Annotated in this window: 20 protein-coding genes and 1 pseudogene; 6 read left to right on the forward strand and 15 right to left on the reverse strand. The window is 73.5% G+C overall.

Translation table 11 applies throughout. From position 1 onward, the window contains the following. Positions 1 to 12: 12 nt before the first annotated feature. From E1300_RS26780 to E1300_RS26820, 9 genes are read right to left on the reverse strand one after another with little or no spacing between them, the layout of a single operon-like run. Entirely contained in the window at positions 13 to 981 is a 969-nt protein-coding gene (locus tag E1300_RS26780) for a hypothetical protein (protein ID WP_131759839.1), read from the reverse strand. Next, positions 978 to 2,270 carry an MCE family protein gene (locus E1300_RS26785; protein ID WP_131759840.1) on the reverse strand — a complete coding sequence of 431 codons (1,293 nt, stop codon included), beginning with the start codon at positions 2,268 to 2,270 and terminating at the stop codon, positions 978 to 980. The genes E1300_RS26780 and E1300_RS26785 overlap by 4 nt, the downstream gene beginning before the upstream one ends. Then, on the reverse strand, positions 2,267 to 3,286 hold the full coding sequence (locus E1300_RS26790) for an MCE family protein (protein ID WP_165503016.1): 1,020 nt from the start codon (positions 3,284 to 3,286) through the stop codon (positions 2,267 to 2,269). Before E1300_RS26790 ends, E1300_RS26785 begins: the two co-directional genes overlap by 4 nt. After that, positions 3,283 to 4,332 (reverse strand): MCE family protein, encoded by a 1,050-nt coding sequence (locus tag E1300_RS26795; protein WP_131759842.1) that lies wholly within the window; start codon positions 4,330 to 4,332, stop codon positions 3,283 to 3,285. The genes E1300_RS26790 and E1300_RS26795 overlap by 4 nt, the downstream gene beginning before the upstream one ends. Next, positions 4,329 to 5,405: an MlaD family protein gene (locus E1300_RS26800; RefSeq protein ID WP_131759843.1), complete on the reverse strand. Its 1,077-nt coding sequence runs from the start codon at positions 5,403 to 5,405 to the stop codon at positions 4,329 to 4,331. Before E1300_RS26800 ends, E1300_RS26795 begins: the two co-directional genes overlap by 4 nt. Then, positions 5,405 to 6,595 carry an MCE family protein gene (locus tag E1300_RS26805; protein WP_165503017.1) on the reverse strand — a complete coding sequence of 397 codons (1,191 nt, stop codon included), beginning with the start codon at positions 6,593 to 6,595 and terminating at the stop codon, positions 5,405 to 5,407. Before E1300_RS26805 ends, E1300_RS26800 begins: the two co-directional genes overlap by 1 nt. Further along, positions 6,595 to 7,665: an MCE family protein gene (locus tag E1300_RS26810; RefSeq protein ID WP_131759845.1), complete on the reverse strand. Its 1,071-nt coding sequence runs from the start codon at positions 7,663 to 7,665 to the stop codon at positions 6,595 to 6,597. The genes E1300_RS26805 and E1300_RS26810 overlap by 1 nt, the downstream gene beginning before the upstream one ends. Further along, a complete protein-coding gene (locus tag E1300_RS26815; protein ID WP_131759846.1) occupies positions 7,662 to 8,513 on the reverse strand; it encodes an ABC transporter permease in 852 nt (283 codons plus the stop codon). Before E1300_RS26815 ends, E1300_RS26810 begins: the two co-directional genes overlap by 4 nt. Continuing rightward, positions 8,513 to 9,343 (reverse strand): MlaE family ABC transporter permease, encoded by an 831-nt coding sequence (locus tag E1300_RS26820; protein ID WP_306440678.1) that lies wholly within the window; start codon positions 9,341 to 9,343, stop codon positions 8,513 to 8,515. Before E1300_RS26820 ends, E1300_RS26815 begins: the two co-directional genes overlap by 1 nt. A gap of 298 nt (positions 9,344 to 9,641) precedes the next feature. Here E1300_RS26820 and E1300_RS26825 point away from each other — a divergent pair, with 298 nt between their 5' ends. Together E1300_RS26825 and E1300_RS26830 are read left to right on the forward strand one after the other, a co-directional pair. Continuing rightward, positions 9,642 to 10,253: a TetR/AcrR family transcriptional regulator gene (locus E1300_RS26825; RefSeq protein WP_131759848.1), complete on the forward strand. Its 612-nt coding sequence runs from the start codon at positions 9,642 to 9,644 to the stop codon at positions 10,251 to 10,253. A 14-nt stretch (positions 10,254 to 10,267) separates the two neighbouring features. Continuing rightward, positions 10,268 to 10,738, forward strand: a complete 471-nt coding sequence (locus tag E1300_RS26830; protein WP_207399971.1) for a hypothetical protein — start codon at positions 10,268 to 10,270, stop codon at positions 10,736 to 10,738. Positions 10,739 to 10,849: 111 nt separating this feature from the next. On the opposite strand, the pseudogene E1300_RS26840 reads toward E1300_RS26830, so the two are convergent. The 3 genes and pseudogenes from E1300_RS26840 to E1300_RS26850 all read right to left on the reverse strand — a co-directional run. Then, positions 10,850 to 11,199: pseudogene (locus tag E1300_RS26840) on the reverse strand (LLM class flavin-dependent oxidoreductase); the annotation flags it as partial. Positions 11,200 to 11,218: 19 nt separating this feature from the next. Next, positions 11,219 to 12,370 carry an acyl-CoA dehydrogenase family protein gene (locus tag E1300_RS26845; protein WP_131759850.1) on the reverse strand — a complete coding sequence of 384 codons (1,152 nt, stop codon included), beginning with the start codon at positions 12,368 to 12,370 and terminating at the stop codon, positions 11,219 to 11,221. A gap of 238 nt (positions 12,371 to 12,608) precedes the next feature. Then, entirely contained in the window at positions 12,609 to 13,313 is a 705-nt protein-coding gene (locus tag E1300_RS26850; RefSeq protein ID WP_165503018.1) for a TetR/AcrR family transcriptional regulator, read from the reverse strand. Between the two features lie 276 nt (positions 13,314 to 13,589). Here E1300_RS26850 and E1300_RS26855 point away from each other — a divergent pair, with 276 nt between their 5' ends. Together E1300_RS26855 and E1300_RS26860 are read left to right on the forward strand one after the other, a co-directional pair. After that, positions 13,590 to 14,216: a hypothetical protein gene (locus E1300_RS26855; RefSeq protein WP_207399972.1), complete on the forward strand. Its 627-nt coding sequence runs from the start codon at positions 13,590 to 13,592 to the stop codon at positions 14,214 to 14,216. Positions 14,217 to 14,420: 204 nt separating this feature from the next. Next, entirely contained in the window at positions 14,421 to 15,611 is a 1,191-nt protein-coding gene (locus tag E1300_RS26860) for an amidohydrolase family protein (RefSeq protein WP_131759851.1), read from the forward strand. 21 nt (positions 15,612 to 15,632) lie between these two features. Here the strand turns inward: E1300_RS26860 and E1300_RS26865 are convergent, their stop codons facing one another. Next, positions 15,633 to 16,244: a TetR family transcriptional regulator gene (locus tag E1300_RS26865; protein WP_165503019.1), complete on the reverse strand. Its 612-nt coding sequence runs from the start codon at positions 16,242 to 16,244 to the stop codon at positions 15,633 to 15,635. Positions 16,245 to 16,470: 226 nt separating this feature from the next. Here E1300_RS26865 and E1300_RS26870 point away from each other — a divergent pair, with 226 nt between their 5' ends. Beyond that, positions 16,471 to 17,586, forward strand: coding sequence for a hypothetical protein (locus tag E1300_RS26870; RefSeq protein WP_131759853.1), 1,116 nt, complete (start codon positions 16,471 to 16,473; stop codon positions 17,584 to 17,586). A gap of 22 nt (positions 17,587 to 17,608) precedes the next feature. After that, on the forward strand, positions 17,609 to 18,070 hold the full coding sequence (locus E1300_RS26875; RefSeq protein WP_131759854.1) for a hypothetical protein: 462 nt from the start codon (positions 17,609 to 17,611) through the stop codon (positions 18,068 to 18,070). A gap of 64 nt (positions 18,071 to 18,134) precedes the next feature. Here the strand turns inward: E1300_RS26875 and E1300_RS26880 are convergent, their stop codons facing one another. Next, positions 18,135 to 18,737 carry a TetR/AcrR family transcriptional regulator gene (locus E1300_RS26880; RefSeq protein ID WP_131759855.1) on the reverse strand — a complete coding sequence of 201 codons (603 nt, stop codon included), beginning with the start codon at positions 18,735 to 18,737 and terminating at the stop codon, positions 18,135 to 18,137. A gap of 74 nt (positions 18,738 to 18,811) precedes the next feature. Beyond that, the gene (locus tag E1300_RS26885; protein ID WP_131759856.1) at positions 18,812 to 20,011 is read right to left on the reverse strand and encodes an ROK family transcriptional regulator; all 1,200 of its coding nucleotides are present in this window, start codon (positions 20,009 to 20,011) and stop codon (positions 18,812 to 18,814) included. Positions 20,012 to 20,314 lie beyond the last annotated feature (303 nt).

Genomic DNA, 20,314 nt, shown 5'->3' on the forward strand with positions numbered 1-20,314 from the left:
GCGGGACGGAAATCAGGGCTTGGACGACGGGACGGTGCCGGGCAGCGTGCCGGTGCCCGCGCCGGTGCCGGAGCCCTTGCCCTTCGCCAGCGGCTTGCCGTTCTGGTCGGTGGTCGACTCCACGCCGGAGGCGAGCAGGGTGATGTTCTCGGCGAGCCACCGCCCCCCGACGCGCTTCATGTTCAGCGCGAGCGTCGCGCCGGTGTTGGACTGGATCGTGGTCGCCGTGGTGACCTTCGTGTTGATGACGACCACGACGGTCGCGCCGCCGCGCTTCGCCTCGCCCGGGTAGACGCCGTTCACCACGGCCTTCGAGCTGACCTTGTTCGTCCGGAAGTACTCGGTGAGCGTGCCGGCGGTCGGCTTGATCGCGTCCGCGGCGGCCGGGGTGAGCAGCCGGTACTTCGCGGCGAAGGACTGGTCCATGTGCTGGTGGTCCCAGTTGAAGAAGGTCGCGGCGACCCGGCCCGCGGCGCCGCTCAGCTCGCGCCGCTGGTCCGCCTCGTCCGACAGCGACCCGTTCTCCCGCCAGACGAGGGCCAGCAGCACGGCCAGCGCGACCGCGACGACGGCGGGGACGGCCCACAGCGCGCCCCGAACCCTGGACCGCTTCGGCGGCGCGCCGTCCCCGGTCCTCTCGGCGCGGCGGAGGGCGGAGACCTTGGTGAAGCGCCTGCGCGACCGCTTCCCCGAATTCCCCGAAGCCTTGCCGGGACGCTTGCCGGGGGGCTTCCCGGCGGGCTCGCCGGGGGGCTCCTTGGCGAGGGATGCCACCCACACCGTGGCCGGGGCCTTCGGGACCGTCGCGCCCCTCCGGCCGGGCGCCCTCCGTCCGCCCGCGTCGGCGCCGCCGCCGCGCGGCGGGTCCCCGCACGCGGTGCCGGTCTCGCACTCCTCGATGACGAGGTTCGCGGAGGCGTACTCGTAGACGACCGGGACGTCCCGCTCGCCCGCCTCGGTGCCGCGGGTGGTCGTTGTCATCTTCTTCTCCTCCAGAGCGGGCGCCCGGCCGTCCTGAGCGTGCCGATGAGGACCCTGAGCAGGATCAGCCCCGCGATGACGGGCGGTATGCAGATCAGCCACGCCATCGGGTCGCGGTGGGTGTCGTTCGCGGTCGTGCGGGCCGGGACGGTGCCGTTCCCGGCCGGTTCGCCGGACGAGGCGGCCCGCGCGTCCTCCGCCGAGCCCTTCCCACCGGACATCGGCGGGATCTGCTGCTTGGGCAGGCTGACGCCCGGGCAGGCGGGGATCGGCGGGATGGCCGGGAGCGGCGCCAGGCTCTTGTACTCCACGACCGTCTTCACGGGCGTGGGGGTGATGATGAACGTGATGTTCAGGTTCGGGTCGCCGTTGTGGTAGGTCAGCACGCCCTTCATCGCCGACGCGAGCTGCGGCGACCAGCGCAGGCCCTCTTCGAGGTCGCGGACGTTGCGGTCGGTGAGCGCCGCCGGCAGCGCCGCGCCGAGCGCGCTCAGCAGGCACCGTGTCGCGGGCCGCGAGTCCCGCAGCAGCGCGGCGGTGCGCTCCAGCAGGCCGGGCGCGGTGTCGCGCAGCTGCCGGAGCGAGTCGTCCACCTCGGCGAGCGAGGAGGTGACCTGCGCGGTGCCGGCGATGCCGGTGCCGAGGTCGCCGCGGTGGGCGGCGAGGACCCTGGTCAGCGCGCCGAGGTTGGTGATGAGCTGGTCGATCGTGCCGGTCTCGGCGGCGAAGGCTGACGCGAGCCGCGACCCGCCGTCCACGGTCATCCGGAGGGTGTCGCCGCGCCCGTCCAGGCCGCGCGCGAGCTCGCGCGTGACGGTGCGCAGGTCGCCGGGGTCGAGGCCGTTGATCGCCTTGGTGACCGAGGCGAACAGGTCGCCGTAGGTCTCCGACACGCTGGTCCGCGACAGCGGGATGACCTCGCCGGGCCGCATGGGCGGGCCGCCGCCCGCGCCGGCGGCGGGCTCCAGGTCCACGTACGGCTCGCCGATCGCGGACTTGAGCGCGGCGGCGGCGCGGACGTCCCGCGGGATCCGCCGGCCCCGGTCGATGGACATCCGCACGAGCACCGACCGGCCGTCCAGCCGGACCGAGTGGATCTTGCCGACGGCGACGCCGAGGTAGGTCACGTCGAACCCCGGCTGGAGGCCGGGCGAGGTGGCGAACCGGGCGCTGATCCGGTACGGGTGCGAGAACGCCTCGAACCGCAGCACGTTGCGGACCGCCCACACGCCGAGGACGGCCGCCAGCAGCGCGAAGACGGCCAGGTTGACCCGGACGCGGCGGGTCACCGGCGCGGCCTGATCATCTGGACGAGCTCGTCGAGCGTCGCGGGGGACCGCGTCCCGGCGGGCCGGCCGCCGCCGTCGAACTCGATGACGGGATAGGTGAGGAGCTGCCCGTTGTAGACCTGCCGGGGCATCCGGTGCACGAACTCCTCGACCCGCGTGATGAGCGTGTCGAGCCGGGTGCGGCCGGCGGCGAGGACCTGGAACGTCGGTCCGATCTCCTCGATCATCCGGCGGAGGCGGTCGGTCCGCCCGACGAGGACGGTGTCGTTGAGGGTCCGCGCCAGCTCCGACAGCGACCGCACGGCGGCGAGGACCCGCTCCCGGTCGTCGGCGAGCGTGCGGGTCGCGGTGGCCAGCCGCCCGGGCAGCTCCCGCAGGTCGTCGTCGTGCTTCGCGAGCTCCCTGCCGAGCTTCGCGAGGTCGTCCACGGCCCGGCCGAGCCGCTCCCGGCGCTCGCCGAGGGCGGCGGTCAGCGTCCCGGCGTCCCCGATCATCTCCTTGAGCCGGGGGCCGCGCCCGGCGAACGCGGTGCTCGCGGTGTGCACGAGGCCGGGGGCGTCCCCGTCGGCGAGCGCGCCGACGAGCGGGCCCGCGCGGCCGACGATGTCCTCGAACCCGGGGCTCGTGCCGGTCGCCGAGATCCGCGCGCGCGACGCGAGGAAGGGCCCCTGGTCGAGGCGGTGGCCGGGCGGCGGCTGGAGCTGGACGTAGTTCTCGCCGAGCAGCGAGGTGACGGTCACCTTCGCGCTCGTCCCGGCCGGGATCCGGACGCCCTTCCTGATGCTCATCGTCACCCGGGACCGGTAGCCGGGTCCGGAGCCGACGAGGGCGACCTTCGTGACCGATCCGACGGCGACGTCGGCGACCTTGACGCTGTGCCCGGCGACGAGGTTCTGCACGTCGGTGAAGTCGGCGGTGAGGACGAGCGGGCCCTTCGGCGCGTGGAGGGTCTGGACGGAGCAGCCGCCCAGCGCGCCGCAGAGCGCGAGCGCCCCGGCGGCGGAGAGGAGTCTCACGGTCCCTCCTGGCAGTTGGAGTAGGGGGGCGGCAGCGGGCACGGCACGTTCGCGTTGATCGTCGGCTCCTTCAGCGCCGCGGCCAGGTAGGACCGGGCGAAGTTGTCGAGGCCGACCCGGAGCGTGATCGCCCTGCGCTCCGGGTCGTAGGCGTTGACGAACTGGAAGCCGAGGCCGGGCAGCGCGCGCAGCAGGCCGCCGAGGCTCTCCGCGCTGCCCTTGAGCAGCAGGGCGACCTGCGCGGTCCGCGCGAGGTCGCCCGGCAGGGTCTCGCGGTGCAGCTTGACGAGGACGTCGCCGCGCCTGGCGAGGTCGGCGACCGACGTGACCAGCGTCTGGATGTCGGCCCGCTCCTCGGCCAGCATCCGCGAGGCCTGGGAGAAGCCGCTCACCAGCGAGCCGAGGGTCTTCTCCCGGCCGCGGACGACCGCGGCGAGGCGGTTGAGGTTCCGGGCGGCCTTCAGCAGCTCCTCGTCCTGCCCGGCGAGGTCGTTGACGAGCCGTCCCGCCTGCTGGAAGGCCTGGTTGAACGCGGCGCCGTTGCCGTCGAGCGTCCCGGCGGCGTTGCCGAGCACGGTGTCGGCCTTGGCGGGGTCGAAGCTGTCGAGGAGCTTGCCGAACGACTGGAGGGCCTCGTTGACCTCGACGGGGACGCGTGTCCGGTCGGTGCGCAGCACGGCGCCCTCGGGGAGCCTCGGCATGCCGGGGCGCCAGGCGGGGGAGAAGGTGAGGGTGCGCTCGCCGATCAGGCTGAGCGGCACGATCGCCGCCGTCGCGGTGGCGGGCAGCGGCACGCCGCGGTCGACGGTGGCGACCACGCGGACCTGCCCGTTCTCGGGGGTCACCGAGTCGACCCGTCCCACGTTGACGCCCATGACCTGCACCCGGGACCCGGGGTAGAAGGACACGGCCTTGGTGAAGTAGGCGGTGACGCGGTACCCGGACGTCCCGGCGAACGGCCCGCCGAGGACCGAGCACGATCCGAGCGCGACGGCGAGGACGGCCGCGGTGGCGGCCGCCGCGAGGGGGCGGAGCGGTGGCGTCACTTGACCCCTTCCGGCGGCACCAGCGGGTAGTTGGGCGGGTTGAAGTTGGGCTGCGGCCCGACGACGCCGGGCTGGACCGGGCCGAAGCCGACGAAGCCGCCCTCCATCCAGCGCCCCTCGCGGCTGCCGCTCGTGCTCAGCCCGTAGAAGGCGGGCCCGAACCAGGCGAGGGCGACGTTCAGCGACGGGAGGTTGTCGCCGGTGAGCGTCCGCGTGGCGAGGTGGAAGTCGTTGAGGACGGTGTTCAGCTGCTTCTGGTGGTCGGTGAGGACCCTGTCGAGGCTGCGGACGACGCGGCTGCCGCTGCCGATCGCGGTGGCGAGGTCGTCGCGGCGGCGCACCAGCTCCTTCAGGAGGCTGTCGCTGTAGGCGAGGAGCTGGGCGAGCTGGGTGTCCTTGGCGGCCAGGGTCCCGCTGAGCTTGCCGCTGTTGGCGATGATGGCGGCGACCTGCGGGAAGGAGTCGTTCAGCGTGGCGCTGACGCGCCGCAGGTCGGCGAGCATGGTGGCGAGCTCCCGCCGCGACGGCAGCTTGACCTTCGCGGCGGCGCCCAGCAGCTTGTCGACCGACGCGGCGTCGAGCCGTCCCGCGAGGGTGGACGCGTTGTCGAGCGAGCTGTTCAGCGTGTAGGGGACGCTGGTCCGCTCCAGCGGGACGCGCCGCCGGGCGGACGGCAGCGACCGCAGGTCCGGCCCGGCGACCGGGCCGGACAGCTTGATGTACTGGCCGCCCAGCAGGTTCGACAGCCGGATGTCGGCGTGCATCCGCCGGCCGAGCCGGATGCCCGGATCGACCTTCCAGGTGATGACGACCTGGCCGCGGCCGAAGTCCGGCCGGATCCCGGTGACCTCGCCGACCTTGACGCCCGCGAGCTGCACCTCGCTGCCGCGCTGGAGGCCGCCCGTCCCGGCGAACACGCCGCTGACCGTGTATCCGCGCTGGAACAGGCCGAGGCCGCCGTAGGCGTACGTCGCGAGCAGCACGGCGCCGACCAGCGGGATCGTGACCGCGGCCAGTGCGAGCGGGTTCCGGTCGCGGAACGACCGGGCGAAGAATCCCCTCCAGCGGTCCATCACTTCACCCCGTTCTGGCCGCCGAGGAACACCATGCGGACCATGGCCGAGAACATCTGCTGCTGGTCGGTGGTGAGGCGGGCCGCCTCCGGGCTGATCGCGGGCGCGCCGGTCGCCGTCCCGCCGGTCGCCGTCCCGCCGTTCACGCCGCCCGGCCCGACGGCGGGCGGCGGCGGCAGGTTCTCGGGGAACGGGCAGGTGTCGGTGTGCACCACGTTCATGCAGAGCGCGTTGCCGCGCAGGAAGTGGCCGCCGTCCATCAGCGTCAGCAGCGCCTGGAGCGCGGCCGGCAGCCGCTGGATCATCTTGTCGATCGTGCCCATCTCGCGGCGGGTGAGCTCCAGCAGGCTCGCGGTCCCGTCGACCGCGCGGCCGAGCTCCGGCGCGGACGAGCCGAGGACCGCGTCCAGGTTCGCGGTGACGCTTCCGAGCCGGGTCGCGGCCGTGCCGAGGACGGCGCGGTCCTGCGCGAACGCGCGGGTCAGCTCGGTGAGGCTGCCGATCGTCTGCGCGATCTGCCGGTCGCGGGCGGCGAGCGCGCCGGTGACCGTCCGGTAGTCGCCGATCATCCGCTCGATCGTGCCGCTGCGCGAGCCGAGGACGCGCAGCAGCGCCGCGAGGTTGGTGGTGATCTGGTCGACGCGGGCCTGGTTGCCGTCCAGGGCGACCGCGAACGCCTGGAGGATCTTGTTGATCTCGCCGGGGTCGATGCCGCCGACCAGCGGGCCGAGGTCGTTGATCAGCGCGCCGAGGTCCACCGCCGAGCGCGTCCGGGTCAGCCGCTGCCCGTCCCGGGCCATGGCGGTGCTGGTGCCGGGCTCGATGTAGACCTCGCGCTCGCCGATGAGGTCGCGCCAGCGGATGGCGGCCGAGGAGTCGTCCGGGATCCGCAGCGACGACCGGACGCTCATCGACACGACGGCGCGCCCGTCGACGACCTTCACCGACGTCACCCGGCCGACCGGGCTGCCCGCGATCTTGACGCGGTCGCCGTCCCGCAGCCCGTTGACGTCGTCGAACACGGCGCGCAGCCGCAGGTCGGAGCCGAAGTCGGCGCCGACGATGCGGAAGGCCATGAAGACCGTCAGGGCGGTGGTGACGGCCGCGAACGCGACGAACCCGCGCAGGGCGCGCGGATCCAGGTCGGTGCGGCGGCCGGGCCGCCCGCGCCCCCGGAGAAGGCGGCGCATCATCCCCCTCCCTTCGCCGCGCCGGGGTCCGGCTTGTTCGGGACGGCCGGCTCGATCGGCGAGCAGAGCCCCGGCAGCGCGTCGCACAGCGCGTCGCTCGGGTCGATGTGGATCGTCACGCGCGAGAGCAGGGTGTTGTGCGGGCCCGGCGCGCGGGCGATGCCGGTGAGCTGGGTCAGCACCGAGCCCGAGCTGCTGATCAGGTCGGGGAAGTAGGAGCGGTACCGGTACAGCACCCCGGTCGCGGGCGAGGCCGCGTCGACGACCCGCCCGGCCGCGCCCGGGTCGGCGCGCAGGATCCCGTCGAGGGTGCGCGCCGAGCCGTCCAGCCCCGCGAGGAGCCGCTCGAACTGCGCGCGGTCGCCGGTCATCGCGGGCAGGACGGTGTTGAGGTCGGCCGCGATGCCGCCGATCTCGGCCGCGTGGTCGGCGGCGGTGCCGAGCACGGCCCCGCCGTCGTCGACGAGCCGCCCGAGGTCGCCGCTGCGCCCCGCCGTGGCGTTCAGCAGCTTCGCCGAGTCGTCGATCAGGCCGCCGACCTCCTCGCCGCGCCCGTCCAGCCCGCCGTTCAGCGTGTCGAGGATGGTCGCCAGGTCCTGCGGGGCGATCGCGTCGAAGAGGTGCACGGCGGGCGCGGCGACGTCGGTGAGCTCCTGCGGGTCCGCCGTCTTCGCGATCGTCGCGCCGTCGGGCAGGAACGGGCCGGTGCCCTCGCCCGTCCCGGGCCGCAGGTCGATGTACTTGGGCCCGAACACCGACAGCGGCACCACGGCGGCCTCGGACCCGGCGGGCGCCTTGACGCCGCGGTCCAGCCGGAGCGTGACCCGCGCCCTGCCGTCCGGGGTCAGCCGCACCGCCGACACCCCGCCGACCTTGACGCCGCGGACCTTGACGGCGGAGTGGGTGTCGAGCCCCTCGCCCGCGCGCCCGAAGACCGCGTGCAGGTGGCTGGCGCCGGGATGGGTGTCGCGGGTCCCGAGGTAGGACAGCACGAGGAGCCCCGCGATCCCCGCGGCGCCGAGGGCGCCGTAGCGGAACCGGGTGCGCGGCGACAGGTCGGTGGTCCTCATCCGGTGAGGCTCACCGTCCCGCCGTCGCCCCAGAAGATGTACGACAGCAGCAGGTTGACCATGATGATCGTCACCATGGACTCGCGGATGGCCCGGCCGGTCGCCAGCCCGACGCCGACCGGGCCGCCCTTGGCGTTGAAGCCCCGGTAGCAGTGGATGAGCACGATGATCACCGTGAAGACGACCACCTTCACGACGCTGTAGAACACGTCGATCGGCGGCAGGTAGAGGTGGAAGTAGTAGTCGTAGATGCCGGGCGAGATGCCGAAGAAGCCGACCGAGATCAGCCGGGTGGCGAAGAAGCTGGCGAACAGCGCGAGCAGGTACAGCGGGACGAGCGCGGCGAGCGTCGCGGCGAGCCGCGTGCACACGAGGTAGGCCAGCGAGTTGATGCCCATGACCTCCATGGCGTCGATCTCCTCGGAGATCCGCATCGCCCCGAGCTCGGCGGTGAAGGACGCGCCGAGCTGGAGCACGAGGGCGACGCCCGCGATGATCGGGGTCACCTCGCGGACGTTGGCGTAGCTCGCGATGATCCCGGCGAGCGACTGGACGCCGACGCGCTGGAGCCCGGGGATGGCCTGGAGGCCGACCGTCGTGCCGGTGAAGAACGACATGAAGAACACGACGGTGACCATGCCGAGGCCGACGACGACCGCGCCGACGCCCGCGATGATGTCGCTCATCTGGCGCAGGACCGTCCGCAGGTACTTGCCGCGCCCGACACCGGTCACCATGTGGTGCGCGACCATGCCGCTGAAGACGCAGAACTCCAGGAACTCCGGCGGGCGCGCGGGCCGGAGCCGGCGGAGCAGGCCGGCGGCGCGGTAGGGGATGACGGGCTGCATCAGATCCTCGGGGGGAAGAGGGTGTAGGCCAGCGTCGAGATCACGTAGTTGGCGGCGAACACCAGCAGCGCCGCGACCACCACGGCCTGGTTGACCGCCCGTCCCACGCCGCTCGGCCCGTAGCCGCAGGTCATGCCCTTCCAGCAGGACACCGACGCGGCGATGAACCCGAACACCCACGCCTTGAACAGCGTGACCGTGAGATCGGAGAGCCGCAGCAGCGACGTCGCGCCGTCGAAGTACGAGCCGGGCGTGACGCCCTCCCGCACGACGTTGAAGAAGAACCCGCCGACGACCCCGGCGAGGATGATGAGGGAGCAGAGCATCACCCCCACCGTGCTGGCCGCCCACAGCCGGGGCGTCACCAGCCGGTGGACGGGGTTGATGCCCATGACCTCCAGCGCGTCCAGCTCGTCGCGGATGCGGCGCGAGCCGATGTCGGACGTCATGGCCGAGCCGCCGGCGCCCGAGATCAGCAGCGCCGCGGCGACCGGCGCGACCTGCGTGACCAGGGCCTGGACGACGGTCGCGCCGGTGCCCGACTCCGCGCCGATCTGCCGGACGATCTGCCCCACCTGAAGCGCGATCGTCCCGCCGAGGGGCAGCGCGATCAGCATCACCGGCAGCGTGGTGACACGCGCGATGAACCAGCACTGCTCGACGTACTCGCCCGCCCAGCGGCGCACCGCCCACGTCTTGCGGAAACCCTCCAGCGTGATGGCGATGAGCACGCCCGCCTGCTCCAGCCAGCCGAACAGGAAGCCCCGCAGGTGCGCCGCCCCGGGGACGGCGGCCCGGCGGCGGGCCGGAACGGTCCGGGCCGCGGTCACGGCCGGCCTCCTCGGAGTCCTCGCATGCGGTGCTCTCCGTCGTCTCGCGGGGTGGGCGTGGTGGTATCGATCGTTCCGACGTTGGAGAAGACTATTGGACGTCCAAGAGAATGTCATTGTCAAGACAGAGACGCGTCTTGCCGCATGTGAACCGGTGGGCATGGGAGCCCCGCCGCGGCGCGATCGCCTCCGGCGGACAGGACGGGCGCGCCACGGGACATGGCCGTTATGGGACGTTGCGGCGCACCGCCCGAACGACCTACTGTGCACTCGGTAGGTTGCCCGGAGAGAGGAACGCGTGACCGCTCAACGGCCGTACGACGCGCTTCTGGCCAAGGGCGAGGACCGCAGGCAGCGGATCCTCACCGCGGCGCAGCGGCTGCTGGCCCGCAACGGGTCCCGCGGCACCACGCTCGGGCAGATCGCCCGCGAGGCCGGGGTCACCACCGCGGGGCTGCTCCACCACTTCTCCTCGAAGGAGCGGCTCCTGCACGCGGTCCTCGACGCCCGCGACGCCTACGACACCGCCAAGTTCGACCCGTTCGGCGACGTCTTCGCGCAGCTGCTCTGGAGCGCCGTGCGCTACACGGAGGCCCCCGACCTGGTCGGCATGTTCGTCGTCCTGCAGACCGAGAGCATCGACCCGGAGGCGCCGCTGCACGAGCGCTTCCTCGAACGTCAGCGCCTCACCCTGAAGCTCGTCGCCGACGGCATCAGGCGGGGCCAGCGCGCCGGCCGGTACCGCGCCGACGTGGACCCGGCCGTCAAGGCCGTGGAGATCCTCGCCTTCCTCAACGGGATTGAGTCGTCATGGTTGCTCGACCCTTCGATTCCCCTGGAGCGGGTGTTCCAGGAGTACGTTGCGTCGCTCGCCCGGCAGCTGGCCGTCCCGGCTTCCGACGCACCCTGAGGCGGCGGCTCGTCGTGCTCGCGCCGGACCCCGCCGAGGCGGTGCGGCTGGCCGGCGGCTGGCTGTTCGACCGCGTGTCGGCCGGCTGGGACGTCACCGTCCTCACCGCGGGCGGCGCCGGCACCCGGCCGCTGCGGATCCTCGGCGCCCGCGCGGCCCGCCTGGAGACGGTGCTGGCCTGCCCGCTGCGGATCCCGCGCCCGCGCGCCCTCGCGGTCCACGAGGGCCTGTACCGCTCGGACGCGCGCGTGCGGCGGCTCGTCCTCGACGCCCTCGGCGGCGGGACGGCCGAGGTGCGGCTCTGGGGCGGCGACTGCGCCACCGACCTCGACGACGCGGCCGGGCCGGTGTGCCACCGGCCGAGCCGGGCGGCGCGCGCCTTCAAGGCGCAGGCCCTCGCCGCGGCCGCGCTCCCGGACGACGCCTGGCAGGGCGTCGAGACCTTCCGCCACTGCGACCTGCTGCTCCACCGCGAACCCGGCTGAGCGGCGGCCTCGGATCAGCCGCGCACGCCGGGATCCGCGCCGAGACCGTCGAGCGTGTCGACACGTCCGCGACCTCCCCGGAACGGAGTTGCCGCCGATCCAGACCGGCACGGGGTCCTGGACGGGCCGCGGCCGCGCTATCACGTCCCGGGCGCTGAAGTGCCGTCCCTCGTGGCTGAACGGCTCGCCGCTCCAGTGCGGCGGCAGGACGTCCAGCGCCTCGTCGAACAGGGCGTTGCGCTCGTCCATGCCCACCCGAGCGCGCGGAACTCGCTCTTCTGGTAGCCGGTGCCGAGCCCGAGCGTCAGCCGCCCGCCCGACAGCCGGTCCAGCGTCGCGGCGGCCTTGGCGAGCGGGAACGGGTTCCGGTAGGGCGCGACCGCCGCGTCGCGCAGCGGGCCCGGTTCGAGGCCGTCGCCGTCCGGGCCGCCCGGCTCCGGGAGGTGGAGGACGAAGCGCATCGGCGTCTCCTCGCGGACGTCAGCGGCGGGGCAGGCCGAGGAGGCGCTCGGCGATGATGTTGCGCTGGATCTCCGAGGTGCCGCCGGCGATCGTCCCGGCGAAACTGCGGGCGTAGCGCTCGAACCAGCTCGACGTGAACAGGTCGACGCTCATGTGGTTGGGCGGGGCGGTGGACGCCGGATGCGCTAGCGCCTCGGCGCCGCGCTCCTCCAGCGCGTGCAGGCCGGCCCGCTGGACGGCCTCGGAGCCGAGGAGCTTCAGCACCGACAGCTCCGCCGCGTCCCGGTCCGGGCCGAGCTGCCGGTAGCCCAGCAGGCGGAGCGCCTGGAGGTCCATCCGGAGGGTGGCGTACCACTCCTGGTCGCTGGGCGCGTCCCGGAGGATGTCCTCCATCCGCTCGGCGAAGCTGAGCCAGAGCAGCGTCCGCTCGTGGCCCAGGGAGCCGTGGGCGACCGTCCATCCCTTGTTCAGCTCGCCGATCAGGTTCTTCGCGGGCACCCGGACGTCGGTGAAGAACACCTCGTTGAAGTCGAGGTCGTCGGGGGAGGCGATGGAGCCGAACGGGCGGCGGACCACCCCCTCCGCCGCCGTGGGGATGAGCAGGACGCTGATGCCCTTGTGCTTGGGCGCGTCCGGGTCGGTCCGGACGAACGTCAGCAGCACGTCGGCGTGGTGGGCGCCCGACGTCCAGACCTTCTGCCCGTTCACCACGAACGCGTCGCCGTCGAGGACCGCGCGGGTCCGCAGCCCGGCGAGGTCCGAGCCGGCGCCGGGCTCGCTCATCCCGAGCGCGGCGGTCATGTCGCCGCGCAGGATCGGGACGGCCCAGTCCCGCTTCTGCTCCTCGGTGCCGAACGTCAGCACCGACGCGGCGATGATCCCGATGCCCTGCGGGTTGAAGCTCTGGTAGATCCGCCTGCGGGAGAGCTCCTCCAGGTGGGCGAGCTGCTGCGGCAGCGTCGCGCAGCGCCCGCCGTACTCGGGCGGGTTGCCCGGCACCAGCCAGCCGGCGTCGAACAGCCTCCGCTGCCAGCGCCGCGCCCACGGCGGGACGTCGGCGCTCGACCGCGGCCGCGGCACGGCCTCCGCCTCGCTCGGCAGGTGCTCGTCCAGGAACGCCGCGAACGCGGCCCGGAAGTCCTCGACCTCGGCGTCGGTGGCCAGTTTCACGACGGCATCGCCCTCCTGCGCGGATCACGGACGGAAATATTCCTTCCCGATCCGAGAACCATACTCTCGCGAGATATGCGTGCGAAACCCCGCCGCGTTCGGGAGGGGCGGCGCCAGTGCAGGCGTTGCGATCGCGTGCGAAGCCGGGTTCGAGCGTGCGAGAACCTGATCGCGCAGCGAGCCCTGGGCGAGCCGGAGCGATGCAGCGATCGCCGCAGCGCCCGTTGAAGGAGGGCCTTCAAGGCCCGACGTCGAGGGCGGTGCAATCAATTCCAGCGAAGCCCTTCGCGCAGAATTCCCAGACCTCGCCGGCGGTCAGGGGGTTCCCGCCGTCCTCGTCGGAGACGCCGCTGGACTGGGCGACGAACATGACCGTCTGCATCGTCAGCGCGGCCGCGCGGCGCGGCACCATGCCCGCGCGCAGCCGGCCCGCCTCCTCGGCCTCGGTCGCCAGCTCGGTGAGCAGCGCCAGCAGCGGCGCGTGGGCGACCTTCACCTCGGCGGGGTGGCTGAGGAGCAGCTGCGGGGCGAAGTCGGTGAACAGCGGGCGCTGGGCCGCCGGGTCGGGCCGGGACAGCTCGAACAGGAGCTCGACCGCGACGCGGAGCCGGTCCAGGGGGTCGGGGTGCCCGGACGCGGCGGCCCGGATCTGGTCGGTGGCGCGGCGCAGGGCGTCCTCGAACAGGGCGAGCAGCAGCTCGTGCTTCCCGTCGAAGTGCTGGTAGAAGCTGCGCAGGGACTGGCGGGAACGGTCGACGATCTCCTGGACGGTGAAGTCGGTGCCGCCCTTCTCGGTGATGATGGCCTGGGCGGCGTCCAGGAAGCGCTCGACGCGCTGCTCGGCGCGGAGCTTCGCCGCCTTGGTGGAGCGTTCGACCGCGCGCTGCTTCCAGGCGGGTTCGCCGCCGGGAGGCGCCGCGGGCGGGTCCATCTTCGATGCCATGTCAAGAACCTTACTGCACGGCGGCGATAATAGCCCTTCCGTGAACGCCGGTGTGCGCAGTACGTTACGAGATATTTTCTCTCTGGTCCGGAGAAGCCTCCTCTCGCCGGATATCCGGAAGCGAATGCGTGACCCTTGTCACCGTCGCCGAACCAACCTAACTTGTGTTCAGTAGGTCACCCGGATGGCGGTCGCCCGGAAGGGGCCCGGCGGACGGTCGGCGACCGTGCGCCGCGCTTCCGGCGAGGCGAGGCCTCTCGACGGAATAGGGACATCATGGCTGCTCGACCCATCGATCCCGCTGACCCAGGCGTCCGGCGAGCGCACCGGATCGCCCGCCCGGCGGCCGCCCCCGCCTCCCGCCTCCCGCTGCGGCGGCGGCTCGTCGCCGTGTCGCCCAGCGTCCCCGAGGCGGTGCGCTCCGCCGGCGGGTGGCTGTTCGACCACGCCACGGCCGGGTGGGACGTCACCGTCCTGACCGACGACATGGCCGACCCGCGCCCGCTGCGCATCCTCGGAGCCCGGCACATGCGCCTGGAGAGCGCGCTCGCCATGCCCGCGCGCGACCCGCGCCCGCACGTGCTCGCCATCAGCGCCGACCTGTACTGGGGCCGCTCGAACATCCGCCGGATGGTGGCGGCGCTCGGCGACGCCCCGGTGGAGGTCCTGCTGTGGGGCGGGGACGACGCCCGGACGGGTGCGCCGCACCGGCTCAGCACCGCGGCGCGCGCGTTCAAGGCCCACGCCATGGCGGCGAGCGCCTGCGCTCCGGGCGTCCCGGCGAGATCCGCGGGCCGTGGCACGGTGGCGGGGCCGGACGCGGGGGCCGGGACCGCTGAGCTCTTCCGGCCCTGCGAACCCGCCCCGGCGGTCGCTCACGGAGCGCCGAAGCGCGGTCAGTGAATGGTGTGAGCGCCGCCGTCCACGAGGAACAGGCCCCCGGTAGTCGCGCCGGGTTCTGAAATCGCGTTCTATCGCTGTCGAGGTCGCGGTGGAGGTCTCTTCCCGGGGAGCGGTTGTCAAAGTAGAAACGATGTTCTAATTTTGCCGGTGGAACCACAGGTCCGGCGGGCGGTCCGTGCGCCGGGGCGCGACGAAGGGCACACCATGGCGCACGAGCTCCCCTTCCGCTTCTTCGACTGCGACAACCACTACTACGAGGCCCTGGACGCGTTCACCCGGCACATCGAGCCGGAGTACCGGAAGCGGGCCATGCAGTGGGCGGAGATCGAGGGGAAGACCCGCCTCCTGGTCGGTGGGAAGGTCAACCGGTTCATCCCCAAGCCGACCTTCGACCCGGTCGCCAGGCCCGGCGTCATGGACGAGTACTTCCGCGGCCGCAATCCGAAGTCGGCCGATCCGAGCGGGCTGTTCGGCGAGCTGGAGCCGATCCGCGCCGAGTACCGCGACCGCGACGCCAGGCTCGCCGTCATGGACGAGCAGGGCATGGAGGCGTGCCTCATGCTCCCTACGCTCGGCGTCGGCATGGAGGTCGCGCTGAGCCACGACATCCCGGCGCTCACGGCGGCGTTCCGCGCGTTCAACCGGTGGCTCGACGAGGACTGGGGCTTCGCCTACCGGAACCGGATCTTCGCCGCTCCCTACATCACGCTCGCCGACCCGGACAACGCGGTGCGCGAGCTGGAGTGGGCGCTCGGCCGCGACGCCCGCTTCGTCGTGATGATCCCCGGTCCGGTCCTGACCGAGCGGGGGTCCCGCGCCCCGGGCGACCCGATGTTCGACGGGTTCTGGCGGCTCGCGAACGACGCCGGGATCACCGTCGCCTACCACGGCGGCGAGACGCACTACACGAAGTTCCTCACCGAGTGGGGCGAGAAGAGCTTCACCGAGGCGTTCCGGGCCACGGCGTTCCGCGGGCTCGTCTCGGCCGAGCCCATGCACGACACGATCGCCAGCCACCTCTCGCTCGGCCTGTTCCACCGCTTCCCGAACCTGCGGACGGCCTCGATCGAGATCGGCTCCGCCTGGGTGTTCCACCTGTTCGAGAAGCTGGCCAAGTCCTACGGCCAGGTGCCGCACCTGTACCCGGAGGACCCGCGCGACACCTTCCGCCGGCACGTGTGGGTCTCGCCCTTCTACGAGGACGAGCTCGCGGACCTGCTCCGGCTGGTCGGCGCCGACCGCATCCTCATGGGGTCGGACTGGCCGCACGTGGAGGGCCTGGCCGACCCCGCCTCCTACATCAAGGACCTGCGGAACTTCGACTACACGCCGGAGGAGTGCGAGACCGTCATGCGCGCCAACGGCTGGGCCCTGGCCACCCGGCGCCCGGCCTGAGCGGGCGCGCGGAGCGGGCGGTCAGCCGGCCGCCCCGGCGTTTCCGAGCACGAGCCGGGTGACGCCCTCCATGCGGCGGACGGCCTCGTCCAGGCCGCTTCTGCCCGTGACGAGGTTCGCCACGCACGTCGTTAGGACCGAGTCGAGCGTGATCTGCACGTAGGGCGCCTGCTCGGGCGGCACCGTGGCGAGCAGCCGCCCGAGGACCGCCTCGCTGGAGGACCCCATCCGGTCGAGGACCCGGATGACGTCCGGGTCGGTCGAGGCGAGGAGCTGCATCATCAGCTCGGCCATCCGGGGGCTGCGGTGGAAGGCCCGCAGCGCGCGCCGGAAGTAGTCGGCCGCCAGGACGGCGGGGTCCTCGTCGGCGGCGGCGCGCCCGAGCATCCGGCGGGTCAGCCGCTCCTGCCACTCGGCGAACGCCGCCGCCATCAGGTGCTCCCGGGAGCGGAAGTACCGGTAGGCGGTGCCGAGGGCGACGCCCGACCGCTCCGCGACCTCGCGCATCTGGAGGTTCTGCGGCCCGACCTCCTGCACGATCTCGGTGACGGCCTCGATGAGCCGCGCCCGGCGGACCAGCTGCCGGCTGGTCATCGTCTCCACGCGCAGCGGCGGCGGCTCGGTCCCCGTCACGGGACGCAACGTTAGCAGCGCCCCGGCCTGCGCCCGGCCTCTCCACTTTAGAACCTCGTTCTCATCCGTGGCGGTGTCGCCGGGCAGGCGGCCGGTCGCATGACTGATTCGGCCCGTCCGGCGCGGTTGGTTCGATGCGGGGCAACCCTGAGGAGGCGAGAATGAGCACCACGGAACCCCTCGCGCGGCCCGCCGCGGTCCCGGCCGCCGACGGCACCGGCGCGCCATGATCGCGCTGCTGGTCCGCACCGGGTACGCGTCCGCGCACCTCGCGGCCACGCGGTACTGGCTCGGCGGCGTGACGGAGGCGGGCGACTGCGGGGACGGCTGGCGCCTCGCGGTGTCCGAGGGACGGCCCCACGACCTGGACAGGGCGACCCAGGACTACGTGCGGGAGACCGGCCGGCCCGTCCTGCTCGCCGAGATCGTCGACGACCGGTTCGCGCTGGTCTACAACGCGGTTCCCGGCGACGGGACGCGGGTCGCCGTCCTCGGCCTCGACGCGGCGGTCCAGGACGGTCTCGACCTGGCGGAGTACCGGGAGCACGAGGCCCTGCGGGAGCTGCCGGCCTGGGCCGCCGCGGCGGGCACCGCACCCGACCCGGGCGGGCTCGAACGGACGCTGCTCCACCCCGGCGGCGACGGCCTCGGGTTCACGCTGTTCAGCGCGCTGCTGTCGGGCCTCGGCGTCCCGGGCTTCCTGGACGTCGAGCTCCCGGAGCCGTCCGAGCCGCCCGGCCGGCCCCGCCAGACCGTGTCGGCCGAGGCGGTGCTGCTCGTCCGCTCGTCCAGGAAGGTCCCGAAGCTGCGGGCCGCGCGGGACTGGCCGGGCGCCTGGCAGGACGGCGAGCAGCGGTTCAAGGGCGGCTGGCGGCTGGCCGGCTCGGCCGACTGGCCCGCCGACATCCCCGCCGCGATGGAGGCCTTCGCCACCGAGACGCGGGGGCCGGTGATCCTCGCCTGCGCCGCGGACGCCGGGTTCGCCATCGTCCAGGGCACGTCCCAGCCGGGACGGCACTGGTCGAGCGTCGTCGGCCTCGACGCGGCCCACGACGCCGGGCACTGCACGAACTTCCACCACTCCGAGCGCGACCGGTTCTACGAGGACTCGCTCGGCTGGTCGGCGGACGCGGGCCTGGTGTGCGACGAGCCCCTCCTGCGCGCCGCCTACGACCGCCCCGGCGGCCCCGGCGAGGAGGTGGCCCTGCTCATGGTGCTGTTCGCGGGCCTGGGCGTCCCGGGCTTGGAGCACGTCCCGCCGGACTGGGACGGTTCCCCGCTCGACTCCGGCGGCCGGGGCCTCGGCGGCTGGAACATCGGCTTCGAGATCGACTTCGGCTGACCGCGGTCGGCATGATCGGGCCATGGCCCTGCTCGCGTTCGCCGCCGACGTCGTCACCGAGGGCACCGTGCTCGGCGCGGACCGGACCCGCACCCCGGACGAGGTCACCCGCGTCCTCGGCCCGGATTTCGGCGAGAACCGCCGGGATGACGTCATGTGGCGGGACTACGGCTTGGTCGAGTTCTTCTGGGAACGCCGCTCCCGCCATGCCCCCTGGACCGGTACGCATTTCAGCGTCCAGGTCCACCGGCTCGACCGGGCCGACCCCGGCCTGGTCGAGGAGGCGATCGAGAAGAGGTACGGAGTTCTCACGGGAGCGCGGCTGCGCTTCGACGATCTGCGCGCGTCCGTGGACGGCCGCGGTGGCGCGCTGCGGGAGGTTCCCGAGGCGTCTCCCGGGTGCCGCGTGTACCGGCACTCCGGTTCCCAGGCGTCCGTCGTCGTCATGGATGACGGCTATGTCTGGTCGATCAGCGCACCATGACGGTGCGTCCGGCCCGGACGGCCCGGGCGGACCGGACGGACCGGGCGGCCGTGCCGCCTCGGCGCTACCGGGGCTCGTCCGCGGAGGTCACCGGGGCCGGTTCCGGGGCGCCGGTGTAGCGGGTGACCATGCGGGCGATGAAGTGCGCCACCTCCTCGGGCGGCGCGGACGGCAGCATGATGTGGCTCGTCGTGAGGCGCACGGCGGCCTCGGTGATCTCGGTGAGGACGGTGCGGTCCAGTTCGGGCCACTGGCGCAGCGCGTGCTCGGCGATGCGGGCGCTGGCGGCGAACAGGACGGGCTCGCTCTGCGTCGTGAGCAGCGGCAGCAGCTCGTCGCCGCCCGCGCCGGTCAGCACCATCTTCTTGAGCTGGTCGTCCGCGGACATCTCCAGCGAGAACAGGACCGCCGCGGTCACCGCCGAGTACAGGTCGCGGTGCTCGGACAGCACCCGGTCGATGCCGTCGAGGTAGCGCTCGTTGTCGCGGATCACGACGGCGCGGGCCAGGCCCCACTTGTCGCCGAACTCGTTGTAGACGGTCTGCCGGCTCACTCCCGCGGCGGCCGCGACGTCCTGCATGCGGACGCCCCGGTAGCCGCGCTCCACGAGGAGTTCGGCGGCGGCGTCCAGCAGGTCCTCGCGCACGGAACGGCCTGCGGTGCTCATGAGTCGTTCCTCCGGGATGCCGATGGGGGCGGAGCCTCCCGCCATCATTATCCTTCCCCGCCCGCCGGGCGCGGCTACCGCGTTCCCGCCGGGTCGCCGCCGCTGTCGAGCAGGTGCGCGAGGGGGAGGGTGGCGGCGCCGACGGCGACGGCCTCGGGGCCGAGGTGGCACAGCTCGACGGACGTCTGCGCGAACGGCTGGCGGAGCGCGTAGTCGCGGGCGGCGTCGACGACCTCGCCCAGCATCCGGCCGCCGATCAGCAGCCCCGCCCAGCCGCCGATGATGATCTTCTCGGGGCTGAACAGGTTGACCAGGTCGGCGATCCCGGCGCCGAGGTGGCTCGCGATCCCGGCGCGCAGCTCCGCGGCGGCGGCCGACGGGTCGGCCAGCAGGCCCGCCAGGGCGTCCTCCTCGTCGGCGCCCGCGGGGCCGCCGGCCGCGCGGTAGCGCTCCAGCAGCGCGGTGGCGCCGACGTAGGCCTCCAGGCAGCCGCGCGACCCGCACCGGCACGGGGCGCCGCCCACCTGGACGGTCGTGTGGCCCCACTCGCCCGCGCTGCCCGCGGCGCCCCGGTACGGCGAGCCGTCGATCATCACGCCGGCGCCGACGCCGGAGCCGATGAGCGCGACGACGGCGTTGCGGTGTCCGCGGCCCGCGCCGAACCACATCTCGGCCTGGCCGAGGGACGTCGCGCCGTTGTCGACGAACAGCGGCAGGTCGGTGCCCGCGCGGAGCATCCGCTCCAGCGGGACGCCCTCCCAGCCGATCGTCTGGCAGTGGACGACGGCCTCGGGGCCGTGCTCGATGACGCCGGGGACGCCGACCCCGACGCCGATGATCGTGGACGGGTCGACCGACGCGCCCTCGATCACGGCGGGCAGCCCCTCCAGGATGTGCCGGACGACGGCGCGCTCGTCGTGGCCGCCGTCGCCGAGGGGGAGGTCGGCCTTGGCGAGCTGGGTCAGGCCGAGGTCGAACAGCTCGACCATCACGCGGGTCTCGCCGACGTCCACGCCGACGAGGTGGCCGTACCCGGCCGCGGTCTTCAGCAGGACGCGCGGGCGGCCGCCGTCGGAGCCGACGCTGCCCGCCTCGGCGACGAGCCCGGCCTCGATCAGCTCGCTGACGACGTTGCTCACCGACGCGGGGGACAGGCCGGTCTCCCTGGCCAGGTCCTGGCGGCTGAGCGGGCCGTCGAAGTACAGCCTCCGCAGCAGCACCGACCGGTTGGTGCGGCGCAGGTCCCGTACGGTCCTCCGGTGCCGTTCCGGCATCCGGCCCCCTCTCGCGGCGGCCGGGGCGGCCGCCTCCCCCGCAGGCTTCCAGGTCTTGACCCCGCCATTATGTCACTGCTTAGATCACGTCGTGAAATAAGGTGTGACATAACTCTCCGTGTGACGCACCCCACTCCGAATGCGGAAGGCCGAGCCGATGCGCCACCCCACCTCCCGGGCGTCCCGAACCCGCGCCGCACGACCCCGCGCCGCACGACCCCGCGCCGCACGAGCCGGCACACCACGAGCCGGCACCGCCCGACCCGCCGGCCGCCGGGCGATCGCCGCGCTCGCCGCCGCGCT

Origin of the sequence: Actinomadura fibrosa (assembly GCF_900659615.1) — a bacterium.
Taxonomy (GTDB): Bacteria; Actinomycetota; Actinomycetes; order Streptosporangiales; family Streptosporangiaceae; genus Spirillospora; species Spirillospora fibrosa.